At 68.6% G+C, this 15,577-nt stretch carries 17 protein-coding genes and 3 pseudogenes; 6 read left to right on the top strand and 14 right to left on the bottom strand.

The window, feature by feature from the left end; translation table 11 throughout:
- The first annotated feature begins 144 nt into the window (after nucleotides 1-144).
- Nucleotides 145-1,203: a PucR family transcriptional regulator gene (locus ACZ69M_RS35090; protein ID WP_470056334.1), complete on the top strand. Its 1,059-nt coding sequence runs from the start codon at nucleotides 145-147 to the stop codon at nucleotides 1,201-1,203.
- Between the two features lie 30 nt (nucleotides 1,204-1,233).
- Here the strand turns inward: ACZ69M_RS35090 and ACZ69M_RS35095 are convergent.
- From ACZ69M_RS35095 to ACZ69M_RS35115, 5 genes and pseudogenes are all read right to left on the bottom strand, one after another.
- Nucleotides 1,234-1,495: pseudogene (locus ACZ69M_RS35095) on the bottom strand (hypothetical protein); the annotation flags it as partial.
- Between the two features lie 244 nt (nucleotides 1,496-1,739).
- Nucleotides 1,740-1,856: pseudogene (locus ACZ69M_RS35100) on the bottom strand (TfoX/Sxy family protein); the annotation flags it as partial.
- Nucleotides 1,857-1,899: 43 nt separating this feature from the next.
- Nucleotides 1,900-2,349, bottom strand: coding sequence for an SRPBCC family protein (locus ACZ69M_RS35105; RefSeq protein ID WP_470056336.1), 450 nt, complete (start codon nucleotides 2,347-2,349; stop codon nucleotides 1,900-1,902).
- A gap of 13 nt (nucleotides 2,350-2,362) precedes the next feature.
- Nucleotides 2,363-2,785: an SRPBCC family protein gene (locus ACZ69M_RS35110; RefSeq protein ID WP_470056338.1), complete on the bottom strand. Its 423-nt coding sequence runs from the start codon at nucleotides 2,783-2,785 to the stop codon at nucleotides 2,363-2,365.
- 85 nt (nucleotides 2,786-2,870) lie between these two features.
- Nucleotides 2,871-3,299, bottom strand: a complete 429-nt coding sequence (locus tag ACZ69M_RS35115) for an SRPBCC family protein (protein ID WP_470056340.1) — start codon at nucleotides 3,297-3,299, stop codon at nucleotides 2,871-2,873.
- Nucleotides 3,300-3,412: 113 nt separating this feature from the next.
- Here ACZ69M_RS35115 and ACZ69M_RS35120 point away from each other — a divergent pair, with 113 nt between their 5' ends.
- The 5 genes and pseudogenes from ACZ69M_RS35120 to ACZ69M_RS35140 all read left to right on the top strand — a co-directional run.
- Nucleotides 3,413-3,727, top strand: coding sequence for an ArsR/SmtB family transcription factor (locus ACZ69M_RS35120; protein WP_470056342.1), 315 nt, complete (start codon nucleotides 3,413-3,415; stop codon nucleotides 3,725-3,727).
- Nucleotides 3,724-4,170 carry an SRPBCC family protein gene (locus ACZ69M_RS35125; RefSeq protein ID WP_470056344.1) on the top strand — a complete coding sequence of 149 codons (447 nt, stop codon included), beginning with the start codon at nucleotides 3,724-3,726 and terminating at the stop codon, nucleotides 4,168-4,170. Before ACZ69M_RS35120 ends, ACZ69M_RS35125 begins: the two co-directional genes overlap by 4 nt.
- An 863-nt stretch (nucleotides 4,171-5,033) precedes the next feature.
- On the top strand, nucleotides 5,034-6,140 hold the full coding sequence (locus ACZ69M_RS35130) for an alpha/beta fold hydrolase (RefSeq protein ID WP_470056346.1): 1,107 nt from the start codon (nucleotides 5,034-5,036) through the stop codon (nucleotides 6,138-6,140).
- Nucleotides 6,141-6,255: 115 nt separating this feature from the next.
- Nucleotides 6,256-6,483, top strand: a complete 228-nt coding sequence (locus tag ACZ69M_RS35135; protein WP_470056348.1) for a hypothetical protein — start codon at nucleotides 6,256-6,258, stop codon at nucleotides 6,481-6,483.
- Nucleotides 6,484-6,509: 26 nt separating this feature from the next.
- Nucleotides 6,510-6,656: pseudogene (locus tag ACZ69M_RS35140) on the top strand (transposase); the annotation flags it as partial.
- 503 nt (nucleotides 6,657-7,159) lie between these two features.
- On the opposite strand, the gene ACZ69M_RS35145 reads toward ACZ69M_RS35140, so the two are convergent.
- The 9 genes from ACZ69M_RS35145 to ACZ69M_RS35185 form a co-directional block, all read right to left on the bottom strand.
- Nucleotides 7,160-7,714: a TetR/AcrR family transcriptional regulator gene (locus tag ACZ69M_RS35145; protein ID WP_470056350.1), complete on the bottom strand. Its 555-nt coding sequence runs from the start codon at nucleotides 7,712-7,714 to the stop codon at nucleotides 7,160-7,162.
- A gap of 258 nt (nucleotides 7,715-7,972) precedes the next feature.
- Nucleotides 7,973-9,217, bottom strand: coding sequence for an NAD(P)/FAD-dependent oxidoreductase (locus ACZ69M_RS35150; protein ID WP_470056352.1), 1,245 nt, complete (start codon nucleotides 9,215-9,217; stop codon nucleotides 7,973-7,975).
- Nucleotides 9,218-9,326: 109 nt separating this feature from the next.
- On the bottom strand, nucleotides 9,327-10,124 hold the full coding sequence (gene hcaB / locus ACZ69M_RS35155) for a 3-(cis-5,6-dihydroxycyclohexa-1,3-dien-1-yl)propanoate dehydrogenase (protein WP_470056354.1): 798 nt from the start codon (nucleotides 10,122-10,124) through the stop codon (nucleotides 9,327-9,329).
- A 2-nt stretch (nucleotides 10,125-10,126) separates the two neighbouring features.
- Entirely contained in the window at nucleotides 10,127-10,501 is a 375-nt protein-coding gene (locus tag ACZ69M_RS35160; protein ID WP_470056657.1) for a bifunctional 3-phenylpropionate/cinnamic acid dioxygenase ferredoxin subunit, read from the bottom strand.
- Nucleotides 10,502-10,506: 5 nt separating this feature from the next.
- Nucleotides 10,507-11,073 (bottom strand): aromatic-ring-hydroxylating dioxygenase subunit beta, encoded by a 567-nt coding sequence (locus tag ACZ69M_RS35165; protein WP_470056356.1) that lies wholly within the window; start codon nucleotides 11,071-11,073, stop codon nucleotides 10,507-10,509.
- 5 nt (nucleotides 11,074-11,078) lie between these two features.
- A complete protein-coding gene (locus ACZ69M_RS35170; RefSeq protein WP_470056358.1) occupies nucleotides 11,079-12,416 on the bottom strand; it encodes an aromatic ring-hydroxylating dioxygenase subunit alpha in 1,338 nt (445 codons plus the stop codon).
- 239 nt (nucleotides 12,417-12,655) lie between these two features.
- Complete coding sequence (gene dmpG, locus ACZ69M_RS35175; protein ID WP_470056360.1) at nucleotides 12,656-13,678, bottom strand: 4-hydroxy-2-oxovalerate aldolase; 1,023 nt, start codon at nucleotides 13,676-13,678, stop codon at nucleotides 12,656-12,658.
- Nucleotides 13,675-14,619 carry an acetaldehyde dehydrogenase (acetylating) gene (locus tag ACZ69M_RS35180; protein ID WP_470056362.1) on the bottom strand — a complete coding sequence of 315 codons (945 nt, stop codon included), beginning with the start codon at nucleotides 14,617-14,619 and terminating at the stop codon, nucleotides 13,675-13,677. Before ACZ69M_RS35180 ends, dmpG begins: the two co-directional genes overlap by 4 nt.
- Nucleotides 14,616-15,428 carry a 2-keto-4-pentenoate hydratase gene (locus ACZ69M_RS35185; protein WP_470056364.1) on the bottom strand — a complete coding sequence of 271 codons (813 nt, stop codon included), beginning with the start codon at nucleotides 15,426-15,428 and terminating at the stop codon, nucleotides 14,616-14,618. Before ACZ69M_RS35185 ends, ACZ69M_RS35180 begins: the two co-directional genes overlap by 4 nt.
- Nucleotides 15,429-15,577 lie beyond the last annotated feature (149 nt).

Here is a 15,577-nt window from a genome sequence, read left to right on the forward strand (position 1 = left end):
ACCATCCGCCGTGCTCCCCTGCGCACATCGTGCATGTCAGGTACCGGCCAGCGCATTGCCGGTTCCCGGCAGTGTTCACTAAGGTCTGCATGCCGGTCGCCGCTAAGAAGTCGTCACCGGGCCGTCAAGAAACCGGGGGACGACGTGACGGAGCGGGAGATACCTGAGCAGTATCTGGAAGGCTATGCCCGGATACTGGCCGACGTCTCGGCCACCGGCCGCCGCCTCACCCGCGACGAGATCGAGTCACGCCGCACCCTTGGCGAACAGGCCGCCGACGCCGGTCACGGCCTGCGCGCCCTCGTCAGCGCCCACCTGTCCGCCGCACGCGCCGCCTGGCCCACGACGCCCGGTTCCGTCGACAGCACACTTGCCGCGATCCAACAGGTCATCGACGCCTTCGCCGAGGGCTTCGAACGAGCACAGTTCCTCGCCGTACGGAAAGAGGAGGCGGCGCGCCGCGAGTTCATCGACGACCTCCTCTACGGCCGCAGCGACCTGGGCCGCCTCGCCGAGCGCGCCGAGCGCTTCGGACTGCGCCTCTCCCACGCGCACGTCGTCGCCGTCGCGCAGGGCACGACGGCCTACGACGAAGGCGCCGCGGTGCCACGACAGGTGGAACAGTCCCTCATCGCACGGTTCGGCGACCGGAGCATCCTGCTCACCACCAAGGACGGCCGGATGCTGTGCGTCGCGCCCGGCGACCAGGACGACGTCCTCACCTACTTCGCCAAACAGGCGTACGCGGCCACGGACGGCGGACGTGTCGCCATCGGCCGCCCCCAGACCGGCCCCGGCGGAGTCGTCCAGTCCTACGAAGAGGCACTGAACACCCTCGAACTCGCCGAACGCCTCGAACTCGACGACCCGGTACTGCGCGCCGCCGACCTGCTCGTCTACCCCGTCCTCACCCGGGACCGCCAGGCGATGGCCGACCTCGTCCTCGACGCCCTAGGCCCGCTCACCACCGCCCGCGGCGGTGCCCAAGTCCTCCTGGACACCCTCACGGCGTACTTCGACTGCGGCTGTGTGGCGGCCGAAGCGGCCCGCCGTCTCTCCCTGAGCGTGCGCGCCCTGACCTACCGCCTGGAACGCATCCACAAACTCACCGGCGCCAACCCCGCCGACCCGGCCCACCGCTACACACTCCAGACCGCGGTCATCGGCGCCCGACTGCTGAACTGGCCCGCCCAGAGCCTGTGACCCGGACGAATCAGCGATAGTCGGGGTTCGGGGCGTCCGGACGACAGCCCGCGTCCCATTCCGTTGGCCGACCGCGTCCAACCCTCGCGTGAGGGCCCGGTCCGCCCCCGCGTACAAGGGCACCAGTACCAGATCGTGCAGGAGCGCCACCCCCACGAACCACGGCGCCACCCCGAACCAGTCCCCCCGCGAGCAGCCGCACCCCGGCGTACCCGGCGAGCGCGAACGAACAGGCCAGCAGCGGGATCTGCAGCGGACTGCCCAGGACGGGCTTCCCGAACGGCCACCGCATCACAGGTCTCCGCGACTCCTCGGACGGCACGCCGTCGCGGGTCATTGGGGCGGCTGGCCCGCTGCGAAGGTCTGCCCCTGCTCGATCCAGGCGTGGAGGGAGCGGTCCTCGGGGAGCACGGACGCGGCGACGACGACCCAGCCGCGCATGGGCGGCCGGTGAGGTCGAAGGCCCGCGTGCCGGGCCGGGCCAAGGCGGCGTCGGGCCCGACCCGGACCATCAGCTCGTCCCCGATCACTCCCACCGCCATGTTCCCGTAGTGCAGGAACGCCAGGCCGCCGAACATGCGTTTCTCACTCATCGCCGGATCGGCGCCCAGCCGGGCGCGGATCCGTTCCGCCGGCCCTTCGTCGTATGCCATACGCCATCACAGACCTCGGGTCGTCAGGAGCGAGGGGGTCGGGTCATTCCTGGGCTTGCAGCCTGCGTTCGAGGTCGCGCAGGTCCTTGCCGAGGGAAGAGCGGACCTTCCTCCTCATGAGAGGCGCGGCCAACCGGTAGTACCGGCTGGAGTCGCCCTGTACGCGGATGCGCGCGAGCGTGCCTTTCGGATGGGGGCCGAAGGTGTAGGTGACGTGCATCGGTATCGGTCCGGCGACGGACACCATGTCCAGCAGCCGCCCTGGTTCGTGGGCGGCGACGCGGAGCACGTAGTCGATGCGCTTGCCGAGGAAGTACGCCGTACGGGTCACCTCCGCCCCGACGCCGAACCCGCCGCCGTCCGCCTCCCGGGTCAGGGCCGCCTCGCGGATGCCCTGGGTCCACTCGGCATCGTGGCGCCAGTCCATGGCGTAGGCCGCCACCTGGCCGGGCGGAAGCGGGATCGGCCTCTCGGCCGTCACGTCGATCGACATGACCCGTCCCCGCTCAGAGGGTGAAGAAGGGCTGCGCCGTGCCCGTCTCGGCGTACTGCTTGAGCCGCGTCATGAGCCCGCTCCAGGTGTCGTCCGTGTGCGGGAGGTCGGGGTCGTCGGCGGCGAATCCTGCGTGCCGGAAGTCCACCTGGGTGCCAGTCCCGTCGGGGGTGTCGGTCAGCTGCCAGGTGATGACGGTGCCGGACCAGTGGGGCGGGAAGGCGCCGATCGACGTCCACACGATCTCCTCCTTGTCCGCGCGGTCCCGGCGGAGCCGGAAGGGCTCGGGGATCTCCGGGAAGTCGAAGAGGAGGACCTCGCCCTCGCGGTTCACGCCGGTGGTCCACCAGCCGGTGAGGCCGTCGTGGGTGTTCAGCGCCTCGTACACCTTGGTGCGGTCGGCGTCGATGTCGGTCCGGAGGGTGATCTCGGACATTGTGCTGCTCCTTGCGTGTGCGGGAAGAACGGGGCGGGGGCGAACGGGGCGGGGGCGAACGAGGCGGGGGCGAACGGGGCGGGGCTCAGAGGGTGAAGTACGGGACCGGGGTGCCGGTCTCCACGTACTCCTTCAGGCGGCCGAACATGCCCGCCCAGCCCATCGTGACCTCGCGGAACATGTCGTCGATCCCGGCGAACCCCATGTGGTCGAACCGGACCACCGTGCCGCCCTCGGGATGGGCCTCCAGGGCGTAGACGATCTCGGTGTCGATCCACTGCGGCGGTCCCGCGACCACGGTCTGTGCCAGGCGCTTGCCCGCCGCGGCATCGTCGATGCGGAAGTCCCAGGTCATCGGTGCGCCGGGGAACGACAGCCGGTGCAGGGCGCCGACGCCCTCGCCGATCTCGGCTCCGGTGGTGAACCAGCCGACGACGCCTTCGGGGGTGGAGACGGCGCGGTACACGGTCTCCGGGTCGGCGGCGATACGGATCTGCAGGGCGATGTCGGGCATGGTGACGTCCTTCTCGTCGGGGGTTCGGCGGCGCGCCGAACCCTTCGCTTTAGCTCACACTAAAATGACTCTGGGTGACTTGGCAAATTGCAGTGGGCGCTAAAATGAGTTGTATGGATGCGGTACGGGCGGTCGCCGAGCCCAGGCGGCGCGAGATTCTGCGGCTGGTCTGGGACTCGGAGCTGTCGGCGGGTGAGATCGCCGAGCGGTTCGACGTCACCTTCGGCGCGGTCTCCCAGCACCTCAAGGTGCTCAGGGACTCCGGCCTGGTTACGCTGCGCCAGGACGGCAAGAAGCGGTTCTACCGAGCGGACCACGAGGGCATGGGCCCCCTGGCCGACTACCTGCAGTCCATGTGGGCCACCAAGCTCGACGCCCTCGCCGAACTGGCCGAGGCCGCCGAGCGTGCGGAGGGAACGGACGCATGAGCGTGAGCGGCGACGCCGTGGTCACGGTCGAGCGGCACATCGCCGCCCGCCCCGAGATCGTGTTCTCCTTCTTCACCGACCGGGACAAGTGGCTGTCCTGGATGGGCCGGGAGGGTGAGTTCGTGTTCGCGCCCGGCGGTGCGTACCGTACCCACGTCACCGGCGAGAACGTGGCCGAAGGCCGGTTCGTCGAGGTGGACCCGCACAAGCGACTGGTGTTCACCTGGGGCTGGGCCGAGGGCGGAATGCCCGTGCCACCCGGCTCGACCACCGTGGTGATCACCCTGCAGCCCACCTCGGACGGCACCCTGCTGCGCCTGGTCCACCGCGGCCTGCCCTCGCCCGAGGCGTGCGCCGCCCATGAGGAAGGCTGGAATCACTACGTGCAGCGCCTCGCCGTACGAGCCGAAGGCCGCGACCCGGGCCCCGACCACTGGATGTGACCGTCGCGCCCGCTCACCCACACCATGGGCCGTCCCCTTACGGAGGGGTGATGTGCCGGGCGTGGACCCGGGGTGCGGCGGGTACGCGGTCTTTCCGTGACTCGCCGGTCTCGACCCGGCCGAGACCGACATGCGCGCGATCCTGCTGGTCGGCTCTGGCCGAGCGGCCGCCACTGAATCCACGTCCGTGTGCTCCCGCAATCGATTCCTTCCAGCCCGCGCTCGCTTCCAGGGCCCGGTCGGCCGTCAACCTCCGAGAAAGGATTCCCGCACGCCTCCGAGTCCGCGGCGTGCCCATAGCGTGCCCGTAAGACCGGTCAACCGCGGTCAACAACGGTGCGACCCCGCACTCTCGGGCCGCCAGGAAAGATCACAGAAGCCTCAGAACGACGAATAGACCGAGGCCCGCCGCTATGTGGGACTCGACCTGCCGGCCAAGACCGGACCAGGACTGATGCTCCTCGTCCTCCAGCCGAAGCCGATGGCTCGCGCTTGACCGAACTGCCGAACACCTTTGTTCCGGAGGGTGGAACTCCACCCTGGGGCGCCGTCGCCTCAGCACCAATAGTCGTCCTCATGAGGATGGAGACGCCCGCTGTTTCGTCGCCCGGCATCAGCCGTACGACGGAGGGTCTGCGGGTCACGGCCACGAAGCGCAGCCCTTGCGCCCCCAACAGTGACCTCATCAGGCGCGACAGTCTCTTCGCTGCCTTCGCTGCCTTCGCTGCCTTCGCTCCCTTCGCCGTCCAGCCGCGACAAACCTGACCGGGAAGCCTCGGCTCTCGGCGGTTGGCCAGTGTTGATGCGACCTTCCTCGACGACGGGCTCCGTCTCCGCACATCTACAAGAAACGAGAACCGAACATGGCGAACGACGTCTCCGTCGGACCAGATCTCACCGATGAGGGCATCATCGACCTTCCCGGACTGGCGAGCCGCTGGGTTCGACTGGCCGACGGCAGCCGAGCCCACTACGTGACGTGCGGCGACAAGGGCCCCGCGGTCATCCTCCTGCACGGCGGCATCGAGGGGTCGTCAGGATCCGCCGGCTGGCGCTGGATGGCACCATTCCTCGGGGCCAACGGATTCCGTGTGTACTGCCCCGACCGCCCGGGCTTCGGGCTGGCGGACACCAGCAAGCCGGAGTATCTGGATGCGGGCCCCAAGGCTCAGATCGACTTCGTGAAGATGTTCGCGGATGCCTTGTGCCTTGACCGGTTCCACCTCAGCGGCAACTCCATGGGATGCGTCGTCGCCGCGCATTTCCTGGTGAATCACCCCGAGCGCGTTTCGAGCGTCGCCTTCATCGCCGGCTTCCTGGGCAACGTGTGCGAAGAACGCTTCAGCCCGAAGGAGGGGCGGTTCACCCCCAACCCCGACTACACGATGCCGAAGTTCGACGGCACGCACCAGGGGATGAAGGACCTCATGGACGGCATCATCTACAAGCCCGAAGCCGTGTGGCCGGAAGTGGTGGAGATGCGCGTTCGGGCGGCACTGGCTCAACGCGAAGCCCGGGAGCAGGCCGGGTTGCCTCCACTGTTCCCCGCCGGCCTCTCGACCAACGATCCGAACATGATGCAGATCATCTCCACGAAGGACCGCATCACGCGTCTGACGGTTCCGATGATCTATCTCTACGGGATGAGCGACGTGCTGCTTCCGGTCGAAAACGGCTTCAGCCAGGAGGACCACGTCCCGAACATCCAGTTCTTCTACCCGGATCACACCGGTCACCAGGGTCAGACCGACCGGCCGGAGCTGTTCAACCAGACATTCCTGGAGTTCTTCCGCGACGGGAAGGTCTCGTGGGACACCGCGCGGACGGCCGGCGTCTCGCTGCGGCGGCCGGTCGATCCGCGCTACGTCGAGGAGCCCGCCGACGGGTTCCCCGAGCCGCGGCCCGAGTTCTACACCGACATCGAAACCCTTCGGAGCGGCCTCGCCGAGGTGGGTTGGGGCGAGGAGTAGTTCCGGACTCGTAGCAGCTCGGCGTTCCGGTGGGCTGAACCGCGCCGCTGGGTGCAGCCACCGGACGGCGAAGGATCGCGAACCATGGCTCGTCAAGGTCGAAGCAGATGGGGCGATGGGCCGCCCGGCTGAACTGCACGACGCGATCAACACGGAGCCGGGTCGAGAAGGCACGCCCGTTTTCAGCGTGGCCAACACCGACGGTTCCACCGAGTCCGGCTCCCTGATCGACGAGATCGTGCGGGAGGGCGCTCGACGGATGCTCGCCGCCGCGCTGGAGCAGTTCCCCGTCGGCACGGCCGGCCTGCCGGCGGCGACCGTGACCCGGCTGACCAGGCAGTGAAGTGACGGCCATGCCGCTTTCCAGGACGGACGTCCACCGAGTCGTGGGCCGGCCTGCTGCTCGACTGCCGCCGACGCGGCATGCGCAACCCCGAGTTGGTGGTCGGTGACGGCGCGATGGGCCCGTGGAAGGCCCTGGCCGAGATGTTTCCCGCCGCCCGCCATCAGCGCTGCTCGGCGTGCGCGCGGTCCTCTGCGATCGAGTCCACGTTCTTCACCGTCAAGTTGCGGACCCAGGTCACTCACGGATCCGGGCCGGACGATGGTCCGGTCCGCGGTGCGCCACCCGTTCCTGGCTCGGCGCCTTCAGGAGTGGTTTCGTACCGAAGCGCTCCAGATCCTCGCCGAAAGGGGTCGCACAAAGCGGATCCGCGACACCGGCAGAGCGAGCCTCGAACAACTGGGCAACCGCTGAACCGCGCGTCAACTCATCCACAGCTCTTGGTCATTGCTTCCCCTGTCGAACGAGGCGCCGCAAAGGAGCGCGAGCCGCGTCAACCGCTCACACTGCGAGGGTCGTCCTCGCCCTGCCGGTGGCACAGAAGCAGGCGGTTCACAGTCCGCCAGGCGCTCTCAGCGGCGGACCGAGAGGGCACGAAGGGTGAATCGAACGGCCGTATTCTGAAGACCGGCGCGGAACGGCCGGCCCCGTACGGACGCAAGAAGCGCGGGCGCCGTCAGTCGCCCAGGCACGCCTCGATCATCCGCATGATCCGACGCTCCATCGCTGCGGCGACGTCGGGAGAAAGGCCGGCTGCCCCTTCCTCGCCCATGAGCGTGCCGAACCCGAAGAGGCCGAGCCCCATGGTGATCGACTCGAGCAGGCGCATCTTCGCCTCCGCCTCATCGTCGCCTTCCAGGAGCAGGCGCCAGGGCTCGCGCAGCCTTCTTTCCAGTTCACGGCTGAGGAGCTTCCCGCCGTCCAGGTCGATGGACCGCACGAGAGCGAGCGCGGGTGTCCTTTTGTCGGCGTCCTGCCAGTAGGCCATCAGACGGTTTGCGAATTCGCTGATCTCTGTCCCGGGTTCCACAAGGCTGAACTGGGACTGGGCCACCAGTTCGAACAGCGCCCGCTTGGAGACGAAGTACCGGTTGACGAGGGCCGGGGTGACGCCGGCGTCGTCGGCGATCTCCTGAAGGGTCACGTGGGCGTAGCCGCGTTCGGCGAACCGCCGCGATGCCGCTTGCAGGATGTCGTTGCGTGTCGCGGCCGAGTCCTTGGTGCGCTGCACGTCACGCCGCTTCGAACGAGCCGGTCGCGTACCCTCCGATGGACCAGCTGAGCTCATACATTCCAGTCTGCCACACACGTTGTTCGTGTCCTGGTCAACGAGTGCCGCACCCCGGAGAGCGGTTGCCGGCCTCGGTTCCGCAGCTGACCAGAACGAACTCTTCCGGGGCGTTGTTGTCCGCAGGGCTTCAAGGCCGTGCCCTCGGCCGCGGGCCCCCCGCCGCCCTGCGCACCGGTGTCCCTCCCCGGACACGGGCGGCTACCGGGCCGGCACGGCCGCGGGACGCGGCAGCCGACGGGCCAGCGCCCTCAGATCGGTGGACGGGTCCGTGAGCACGTCGGGCGCCACCGCTGCCCCCATGTCGAGGATCGCCTTCGCGGCGCGGACCGCCTTCGTCTCGTCGAGACCGGCGACGGCGGCGAGGCGGCCCTCACGGAGCCAGAACGCCAGGAACCGCTCGGGTGTCGCGCCCTGCCTCAGCACCATGCGGTCCCCCTGACGTCCTCGGCCGAACATCTGCAGAGACTTGCCGTACTGGTCGGACCAGAAGTACGGGGCCGCGTCGTTGACCGTGGGGTGGCCGACCATCGAGGCACCCACCGCGGCGCCGTGGCGCATGGCGACGTCCCAGTGCTCGATCCGCCCGCGGAGACCCGTGCGGGGGTGGACCTGACTGGCCACGTCGCCGGCTGCCCAGAGCCAGGGGTGATCGGTGCGGCCGAGTTCGTCCACAACGACGCCGCCGTGACAGGTGGCGCCCGCGGCGAAGGCGAGTCCGTCGTTCGGGACCACTCCGACACCGACGATCACTGTGGCGGCGGGCAGCCGTTCACCTCCCGTCAGCACGACTTCATCCACGGCGTCGCGGCCGACGTACGTCTCCACGGTCCGGCCGCTCATGACGCGCACGCCGTGCTCTCGGTGCAACTGCGTCATGAGCTGGGCGGCCCCCGGTCCCAGAGGGCCGAGCAGGGGCAGTTCCGTCGCCTCGACGACCGTCACGTCGATGCCCATCGTCCGGGCCACCGCGGCCGCTTCGAGCCCGATGAACCCTCCACCGACCACGACCAGCGGCCCGCCCAGGGCCAGGCCGGCGAAGATGTGCCGTGCGTCGTCCGCGTTGCGCAGCGTGTGCACATGCGCCAGCCGCTCTCCCGGCGTGCCCAGACGCCGTGCGGAGACGCCCGTGGTGAGCAGCACCCGGTCGGCGGGCAGTTCTCCGCCACCGGCCAGGACGACCCGTCGGCGTACGTCGTCCAGCCGCTGGACCGGGGTGCCGAGGAGCAGATCGATCCGGTGATGCGTGTAGTGCTCCTCGGGGAGAATGGGCCGCAGGGCCTTCTCGGTGTCCGCCACCTTCGACAGGGGCGGCTTCTCGTAGGGGAGCAACGGCTCGGCGTCGACCACGGTGATTCTGCCGTCGAAGCCGTTCTCGCGCATCGCCACGGCAGCCGATACACCGGCGATGCTTCCTCCGATGATCACGTGGTGGGACTTGGACACGGTGGCCCTCTCGGTCGGGGTGCGCGCGGGCCGCCGAAGGCGCGAGCCTTTCGGCGGCCCTGTGACGCACGGTCGGATGGTTGCCGGGAGTTCGATCGCCCCGGCCGGTTCACGGAGCAGTGGGCCGTCGGGGAATCCCGACGCTGCTCACGTCGATGACGGTCCCCGTCACGGTGGAGGACTCCTCGCGTGCCGCCAGGAGGACGTATGAACCCACGTAGTCCTCGGGCCGGATGTCGAGGTGCAGGGCTGTGGAGTTCCTGATGATGTCCCTGATCGGAACCGCTTCCTCGATGGAGGTGGCGGCCAGGCCCATCGACTCGGGTCCGCGCAGGTCCGTGGCCATGCCGCCCGGCGCGACCGCGTTGACGCGTACGTCGGGGGCAAGTTCGTAGGCCAGTTGCCTGACCAGACCGACTCCGGCGTGCTTGGACGCGACGTACAGCGGGCCTCCGCCGCGTGGGTAGAACGACGCGTTCGACAGCGTGAACACGATCGATCCACGGGACTCTCTCAGCGCCGGCAGCGCGGCTTTGGCTCCGAGCAGACAGCCCTTCACGTTCACCGCGAACAACTCGTCGAAACCCGACGCGAGCTCGTCGGGGGTGCTGTCGGGCAGCGATCGGCCGAAGTCCCACAGCCCCGCGTTGCCCACGAAGGTGTCGAGCTTTCCCCACCGGTCGACGGCGGCCTCGCAGGCCCGGAGATTGTCCTCGTAGCGGGTGACGTCACCCACCACGGTGATCACCGAGTCGCCGAGTTCGGCCTTGAGCTTGTCGAGTTTCCCCTTCGACCGGTCGAAGGCGACGACGCTCGCGCCTTCGGCGGTGAAGCGGTCGGCGATGGCGCGCCCGAGCCCGGAACCCGCTCCGGTGACGACCACGGACGCGTTGGTGAGCCGTCCCACGATCATCCCTCCTTCACCAGGTAGTTCGAGGGGAGCGCGACGAAGACGACGCCATCGACGCAGGACACCGGATGGGTGGCCACGGGTGTGGTGGCCGGGGGTGACACGACCTCGCCGGTGCGGAGGCTGAACTTGGCCATGTGCAAGGTGCATTCGACGACACAGCCCTCGACCCACCCGTCCGCGAGCGAGAAGGTCTCGTGCGTGCAGGTGTCGTCGATGCAGAAGACCTCGCCCTCCGCCGCGAAGACGGAGGTCGGCGGAACGGTCGTGAGCTTGAAGCCTTCGTCCTCCGGCAGGTCGTCCACCGCGCAGGCACGCACCCAATTCCTGTCGGGGAGTTCGGGCAGGGTCTGGAGAAGAATGTGCTGGGTCATGGTGCTCACAGGAAGATGCTGAGGCTCGGCGCGAGGAGCGTGGTCTGCTCCAGGACGATCTTCCGAGACGCGATCCGGTAGGGGTAGCCGGTGGTGGCGTCGGCGGGGCGCAGGCTGTCGAAGCGCTCGCCGACGAACCAGTCCTGGTGACGTTCCAGGCGGCTGCGGTAGACGTAGAAGTTGGAGACGACGTCGAGTTCCCCGGAGTTCGAGCCGGGAGTGACGCGGACGTTGGTGATGAGCCGGCGGGTGCGGGAGGGCGGCTCCTCCGACCAGGAGATGCCGGAGGTGTAGCGGCGCACACGGCCGGTGAGGAAGTACTTGTCGTCGTCGATGAGGGCGGTCTCGTCCTCGCCGGCGATCTCGCGATGGCGTTCACGGTGGGTGCGTGTCATGCGCGTGGGCAGCCAGTAGTGGACGTCCTCGGTGAAGAGGTCGATCCACTCCAAGTAGCGGTGCTGGTCGAGGAGTTCGGCCTCGGCGTAGAGGAACTGCTCGACGGTGTGCTGAGTCTGCAGGTCGGTGGCCCGGAACACCGTGGCGGGTGTCTCGGTGCGGTCGATGGTCGTCATGGCGCTCACACCTTCTCCGTGAGGGCGGCCCCGGCGGCCTCACGCGCTCGGTCCGACTCCTGGATCTCCGCCCACGGCTTCCCGGTCACCAGGTCGCTCCACCGCCGGTAGAAACCGCGCGCCGCGTGCTCCGCGTACACGTCGTTGGACTCCCCCGGCAGCCCGTGGACGTCACGCTCCTCGTAGCCGAGGCCCATACCCGTGTGGAACTTGTTCTGCCGCGCCTTGAAGCCGCGCAGCACGTGCTGGATCTCGGTCCAGTTCTCGCCGTCGTCGGTCTCGAACGACCCCGCCGGACTGAACGTCCGCTGCGTGATCTTCCGCATCTCGGCCTTGACCTCGTCCGGGGCGTTCTTGGGCAGGTAGCTCCAGGCCCACACCTCGATCTGCCCCGGCCCGCGCGGGTGCCAGACCCGCATCGTCGAGAGACCGAAACCGAGCCAGGAGAAGTTCGGGAAGATCGTGTTGTGGTTGTGCACCTTCAGCGCCCGGTCGAGTCCGAGCCGTTCGATCGTCTCCTCTTCCCTGCTCTTCATCCACTCGTAGGTCCGCTGTGTCATCTGGGCCGACTGTGCGACGGGCTCCGGCATGAAGAAGCCGCCGGACCCGTGCCCGTTGCCGCCGAACTGTCGGCCGGGCATGGCCGGGCTACTGAAGACGGCACCGCCCTTGGGGTCGTCGGTCAGTGCGATCATGGCCGAGGCGTGCGACACCGGCGCGTGGTACATGTCGCTGGCGAACTGCTCGCCGGCGAACTTCCAGTTGCAGTCGATGACCCACTTGGTGGTCCCCGGAGCCAGCTCCAGGCCGCCGTCGAAGCGGTCGACGACCGCGTCGAAGTAGAACGCCATGTCGCCGAGGTACTCGTCGAACTCCGGCGTCTCCTCCGACCACGTACCGAAGTAGAAACCCCGGTAGTTCGCGATCCGCGGGACCTTCAGAGCGCCCCACCGGCTCTTGTCGATCTCGTTGTGGTACGCCCGCTCCTCCAGCGGCACGTTGATCAGGTTGCCCTCGAGGTCGTAGGCCCACCCGTGATACGTGCAGGTGAAGGTCTTGCTGGTGCCCGCGTCCGACCGGCAGATCCGCATCCCACGGTGCCGGCACTGGTTCAGGAAGGCCTTCACGGACCCGTCCCGCTGCCGGACCACCAGAACCGGGTCCTCGGCCATGTACGTCTGGATGAAGCTGCCGGGCTTCGGCAGCTGCGACTCGTGCGCGAGGAACAGCCAGGTCCGCCCGAAGACGTACTCCAACTCACGTTCGTACACATGCGGATCCGTGTAGATCCGTGGATCGTTCCATCCCCGATCGGGGTCGACCATCGTGCTCAGGTCAATCATGTCCGCTCCTGCTGGAGGCGATGCGACTCGTTCAGAAGGAAGCCTGCGGCAATGAGTCCCGAAGACGAACAGCCCCGTTCAGAGGGGTGGAACAGTTCGACGGCGCGTACCCGCCCGGCGTCGTGGGTGAGGTGTCGCCGCTGGTCAGCGGCCTGTCGGAAGGCACGTCAAAGGGCGCCTGCCACCGTGACGACGATGACGGGCGCCCTTTGACGCGCCTGGGTCGAACGGCCCAACGGTCAACCAGCTACGGAGTTCTCGGCCAGGAGCGTGAGCGCGATGTCGATGATCATGTCCTCCTGGCCGCCGACCAGCCCCCGGCGGCCGCACTCCATCAGGAGGTCACGGACGTCGACGCCGTACTGACGCGAGGCGTTCTCGGCATGACGCAGGAAGGACGAGTAGACACCGGCGTACCCGAGAGTGAGCGTCTCCCTGTCGACCCGGACCGGCCGATCCTGCAGCGGCCTGACCAGGTCGTCAGCGGCGTCCTGGAGCTTGAACAGATCGCAGCCGTGCTTCAGCCCGGACAGGTCGGCGACGGCGATGAACGCCTCGATCGGGCAGTTTCCGGCGCCCGCGCCGTGGCCCGCGAGCGAGGCGTCGACCCGGTACACGCCGTGCTCGACGGCGACGACCGAGTTGGCGACGGACAGCGAGAGGTTCTCGTGGGCGTGGATGCCGATCTCGGTGGCAGGATCGAGCACGTCCCGGTAGGCACGGACCCTGGCCTCGACGTCCTTCATGGTCAGACGGCCGCCGGAGTCGGTGACGTACACGCAGTGCGCGCCGTAGGACTCCATCAGCTTGGCCTGCCTGGCCAGTTCCTCGGGCGGGGCCATGTGGGAGAGCATCAGAAAGCCCGAGACGTCCATGCCGATCTCGCGGGCGGAGGCGATGTGCTGCGCGGCGATGTCGGCCTCGGTGCAGTGCGTGGCCACCCGGACGGAACGCACCCCCAGGTCCCAGGCCCGCTCGAGCTCGTGGATCGTGCCGACGCCGGGCAGCAGCAGGGTCGTCAGCCTGGCCCGCTTCACCACGGAGGCGGCGGCCTCGATCCACTCCCAGTCGGTGTGCGAACCAGGGCCGTAGTTGAGCGATCCGCCTGCCAGTCCGTCGCCGTGGGCGACCTCGATCGCGTCGACGCCGGCGTCGTCGAGAGCCGTGACGATGCGCTGGACGTCCTTGGGGGTGATGCGGTGCCGGACGGCGTGCATGCCGTCGCGCAGGGTCACGTCCTGGACGAAGATCGAGGTGGTCATCGGGCCTCCGTCCCGGCGGCGATGCGCTCGGCGACCTGCAGCGCTGCCGACGTCATGATGTCGAGGTTGCCCGCGTAGGCGGGCAAGTAGTGAGCGGCGCCCTCGACCTCGAGGAACACCGACACCTGATGAGTGGGCCGGGGGCCGCCGTCCTCCACCAGCGTCCGCACCGGCTGGTCGGCGGGGATCTCGGCGATCTGGACGTCCTGCTTGAGCCGGTAGCCCGGAACGTAGGCCGCCACGTCCGCGACCATCTTCTCGATGGACCCGCGGATCTCCCGGTGCTGCCGCGGATGCGGCGCGTCGACGAGACAGAAGACCGTGTCCCGCATGATCAGAGGCGGTTCGGCGGGGTTCAGGATGATGATCGCCTTACCTCGTCGGGCTCCGCCCACCTCGACGATGGCCGCCGAGGTGGTCTCGGTGAACTCGTCGATGTTGGCCCGGGTTCCGGGTCCTGCGGACTTGGCGGCGATGGACGCGACGATCTCGGCATACGCCACCGGGACGACCCGGGACACGGCGGCCACGACGGGAATCGTCGCCTGACCGCCGCAGGTCACCATGTTCACGTCGGGTGCGTCGAGGTGATCGCCCAGGTTGACCGCCGGTATCACGTAGGGGCCGATCGCGGCGGGAGTCAGGTCGATCAGCTGCTTGCCGTAGGGCGCGAGCTTGCCGGCGTTGTACTCATGGGCCTTGGCCGATGTCGCGTCGAAGACAATGCCGATGTCGTCGAACCCGGGCAGGGCAATGAGTCCGTCGACGCCTTCGGCCGTGGTGGCGAACCCCAGCCGTGCGGCCCGCGCAAGGCCGTCGGACTCCGGATCGATGCCCACCATGACGCTCATCCGGAGATGCCTGGCCGTTCGCATCACCTTGATCATCAGGTCGGTGCCGATATTGCCCGAACCGATGATCGCGACCTTTGATCCGCTCACGACTCTCCTTCGCCGAAACTCACGGTCACCGCGCCGAGGGGGGAGATCCTCGCGGTCACCTTGTTGCCTGCCGCCACCGGACGCATGGGGCCGAGAGCGCCGGACAGGATCACCTGGCCGGCGAGGAGCGGCTCGCCGAGCTCGCGGGCCTGACGGGCGAGCCAGGCGACCGCCTTGAGCGGATCCCCGAGGCATGCGGCACCGTTCCCGGCCGACACTTCCGTGCCGTCGATCGACATGGACATCTCGACATCGCGGGGCTCGAACTCATGCAGCCTCATGCGCCGCGGTCCCAGGACGAATGCGCCGCTGGACGCGTTGTCCGCCACCGTGTCGGCGAAGCTGATGTCCCAGTCGTGGATCCGGCTGCCGCAGATCTCCAGGGCGGCGACCGCGTAGTCGACCGCGTTGCGGACCTGGGCGATGTCGAGAGGACCTTCGGACAGGTCCTCGGCGAGGACGAAGGCGACTTCCGCCTCGACACGTGGCTGCATGAGGGAGCCGATCGGGACGGTGTCGCCGCCGAGATAGGCCATGTCATCGAGCAGGATGCCGAAGTCCGGCTTGTCCACGCCGAGTTGCTGTTGCACTGCTTCCGAGGTCAGGCCGATCTTCCTGCCGACCGCGGCCGCGCCTGCAGCGAGCCGCGACGCGACGACACGGCGCTGGACGCCGTACGCGGCGTGGAGGTCATCGGGGCCGATGAGGTCCCGCACGGGCGCACAGGGCACCCGGGACGCTTCGGCGTGGAGCAGGCGCTGGGCAGCCTCCTCCAGCACCGGTTCCGAGAGGGTGATGGACTCTTTCATGCCCCGATGGTCGGCGAGCGGGCCCGGTGGAGAACACAGTGGAGTTCCACGGGACGGCACAGCGTTCACACCACTTCGGGTGGCCGTGACCGGGCGGGGCGGGAGCATGTCCGTCGAGGCACAGACAGAGAGGCAGCGGCACGGCAAGT

Source organism: Streptomyces sp. NPDC107454 (assembly GCF_055582885.1).

Bases quoted from the DNA above. Each gene is read 5' to 3' on its own strand.
- ACZ69M_RS35165 (WP_470056356.1), bottom strand. From the start codon at position 11,073: ATGACGACCATCGACCGCACCGAGACACCCGCCACGGTGTTCCGGGCC.
- ACZ69M_RS35125 (WP_470056344.1), top strand. From the start codon at position 3,724: ATGAGCGTGAGCGGCGACGCCGTGGTCACGGTCGAGCGGCACATCGCC.
- ACZ69M_RS35160 (WP_470056657.1), bottom strand. From the start codon at position 10,501: ATGACCCAGCACATTCTTCTCCAGACCCTGCCCGAACTCCCCGACAGG.
- ACZ69M_RS35120 (WP_470056342.1), top strand. From the start codon at position 3,413: ATGGATGCGGTACGGGCGGTCGCCGAGCCCAGGCGGCGCGAGATTCTG.
- ACZ69M_RS35130 (WP_470056346.1), top strand. From the start codon at position 5,034: ATGGCGAACGACGTCTCCGTCGGACCAGATCTCACCGATGAGGGCATC.
- ACZ69M_RS35110 (WP_470056338.1), bottom strand. From the start codon at position 2,785: ATGTCCGAGATCACCCTCCGGACCGACATCGACGCCGACCGCACCAAG.
- ACZ69M_RS35105 (WP_470056336.1), bottom strand. From the start codon at position 2,349: ATGTCGATCGACGTGACGGCCGAGAGGCCGATCCCGCTTCCGCCCGGC.
- ACZ69M_RS35185 (WP_470056364.1), bottom strand. From the start codon at position 15,428: ATGAAAGAGTCCATCACCCTCTCGGAACCGGTGCTGGAGGAGGCTGCC.
- dmpG (WP_470056360.1), bottom strand. From the start codon at position 13,678: ATGACCACCTCGATCTTCGTCCAGGACGTGACCCTGCGCGACGGCATG.
- ACZ69M_RS35135 (WP_470056348.1), top strand. From the start codon at position 6,256: ATGGGCCGCCCGGCTGAACTGCACGACGCGATCAACACGGAGCCGGGT.
- ACZ69M_RS35115 (WP_470056340.1), bottom strand. From the start codon at position 3,299: ATGCCCGACATCGCCCTGCAGATCCGTATCGCCGCCGACCCGGAGACC.
- ACZ69M_RS35170 (WP_470056358.1), bottom strand. From the start codon at position 12,416: ATGATTGACCTGAGCACGATGGTCGACCCCGATCGGGGATGGAACGAT.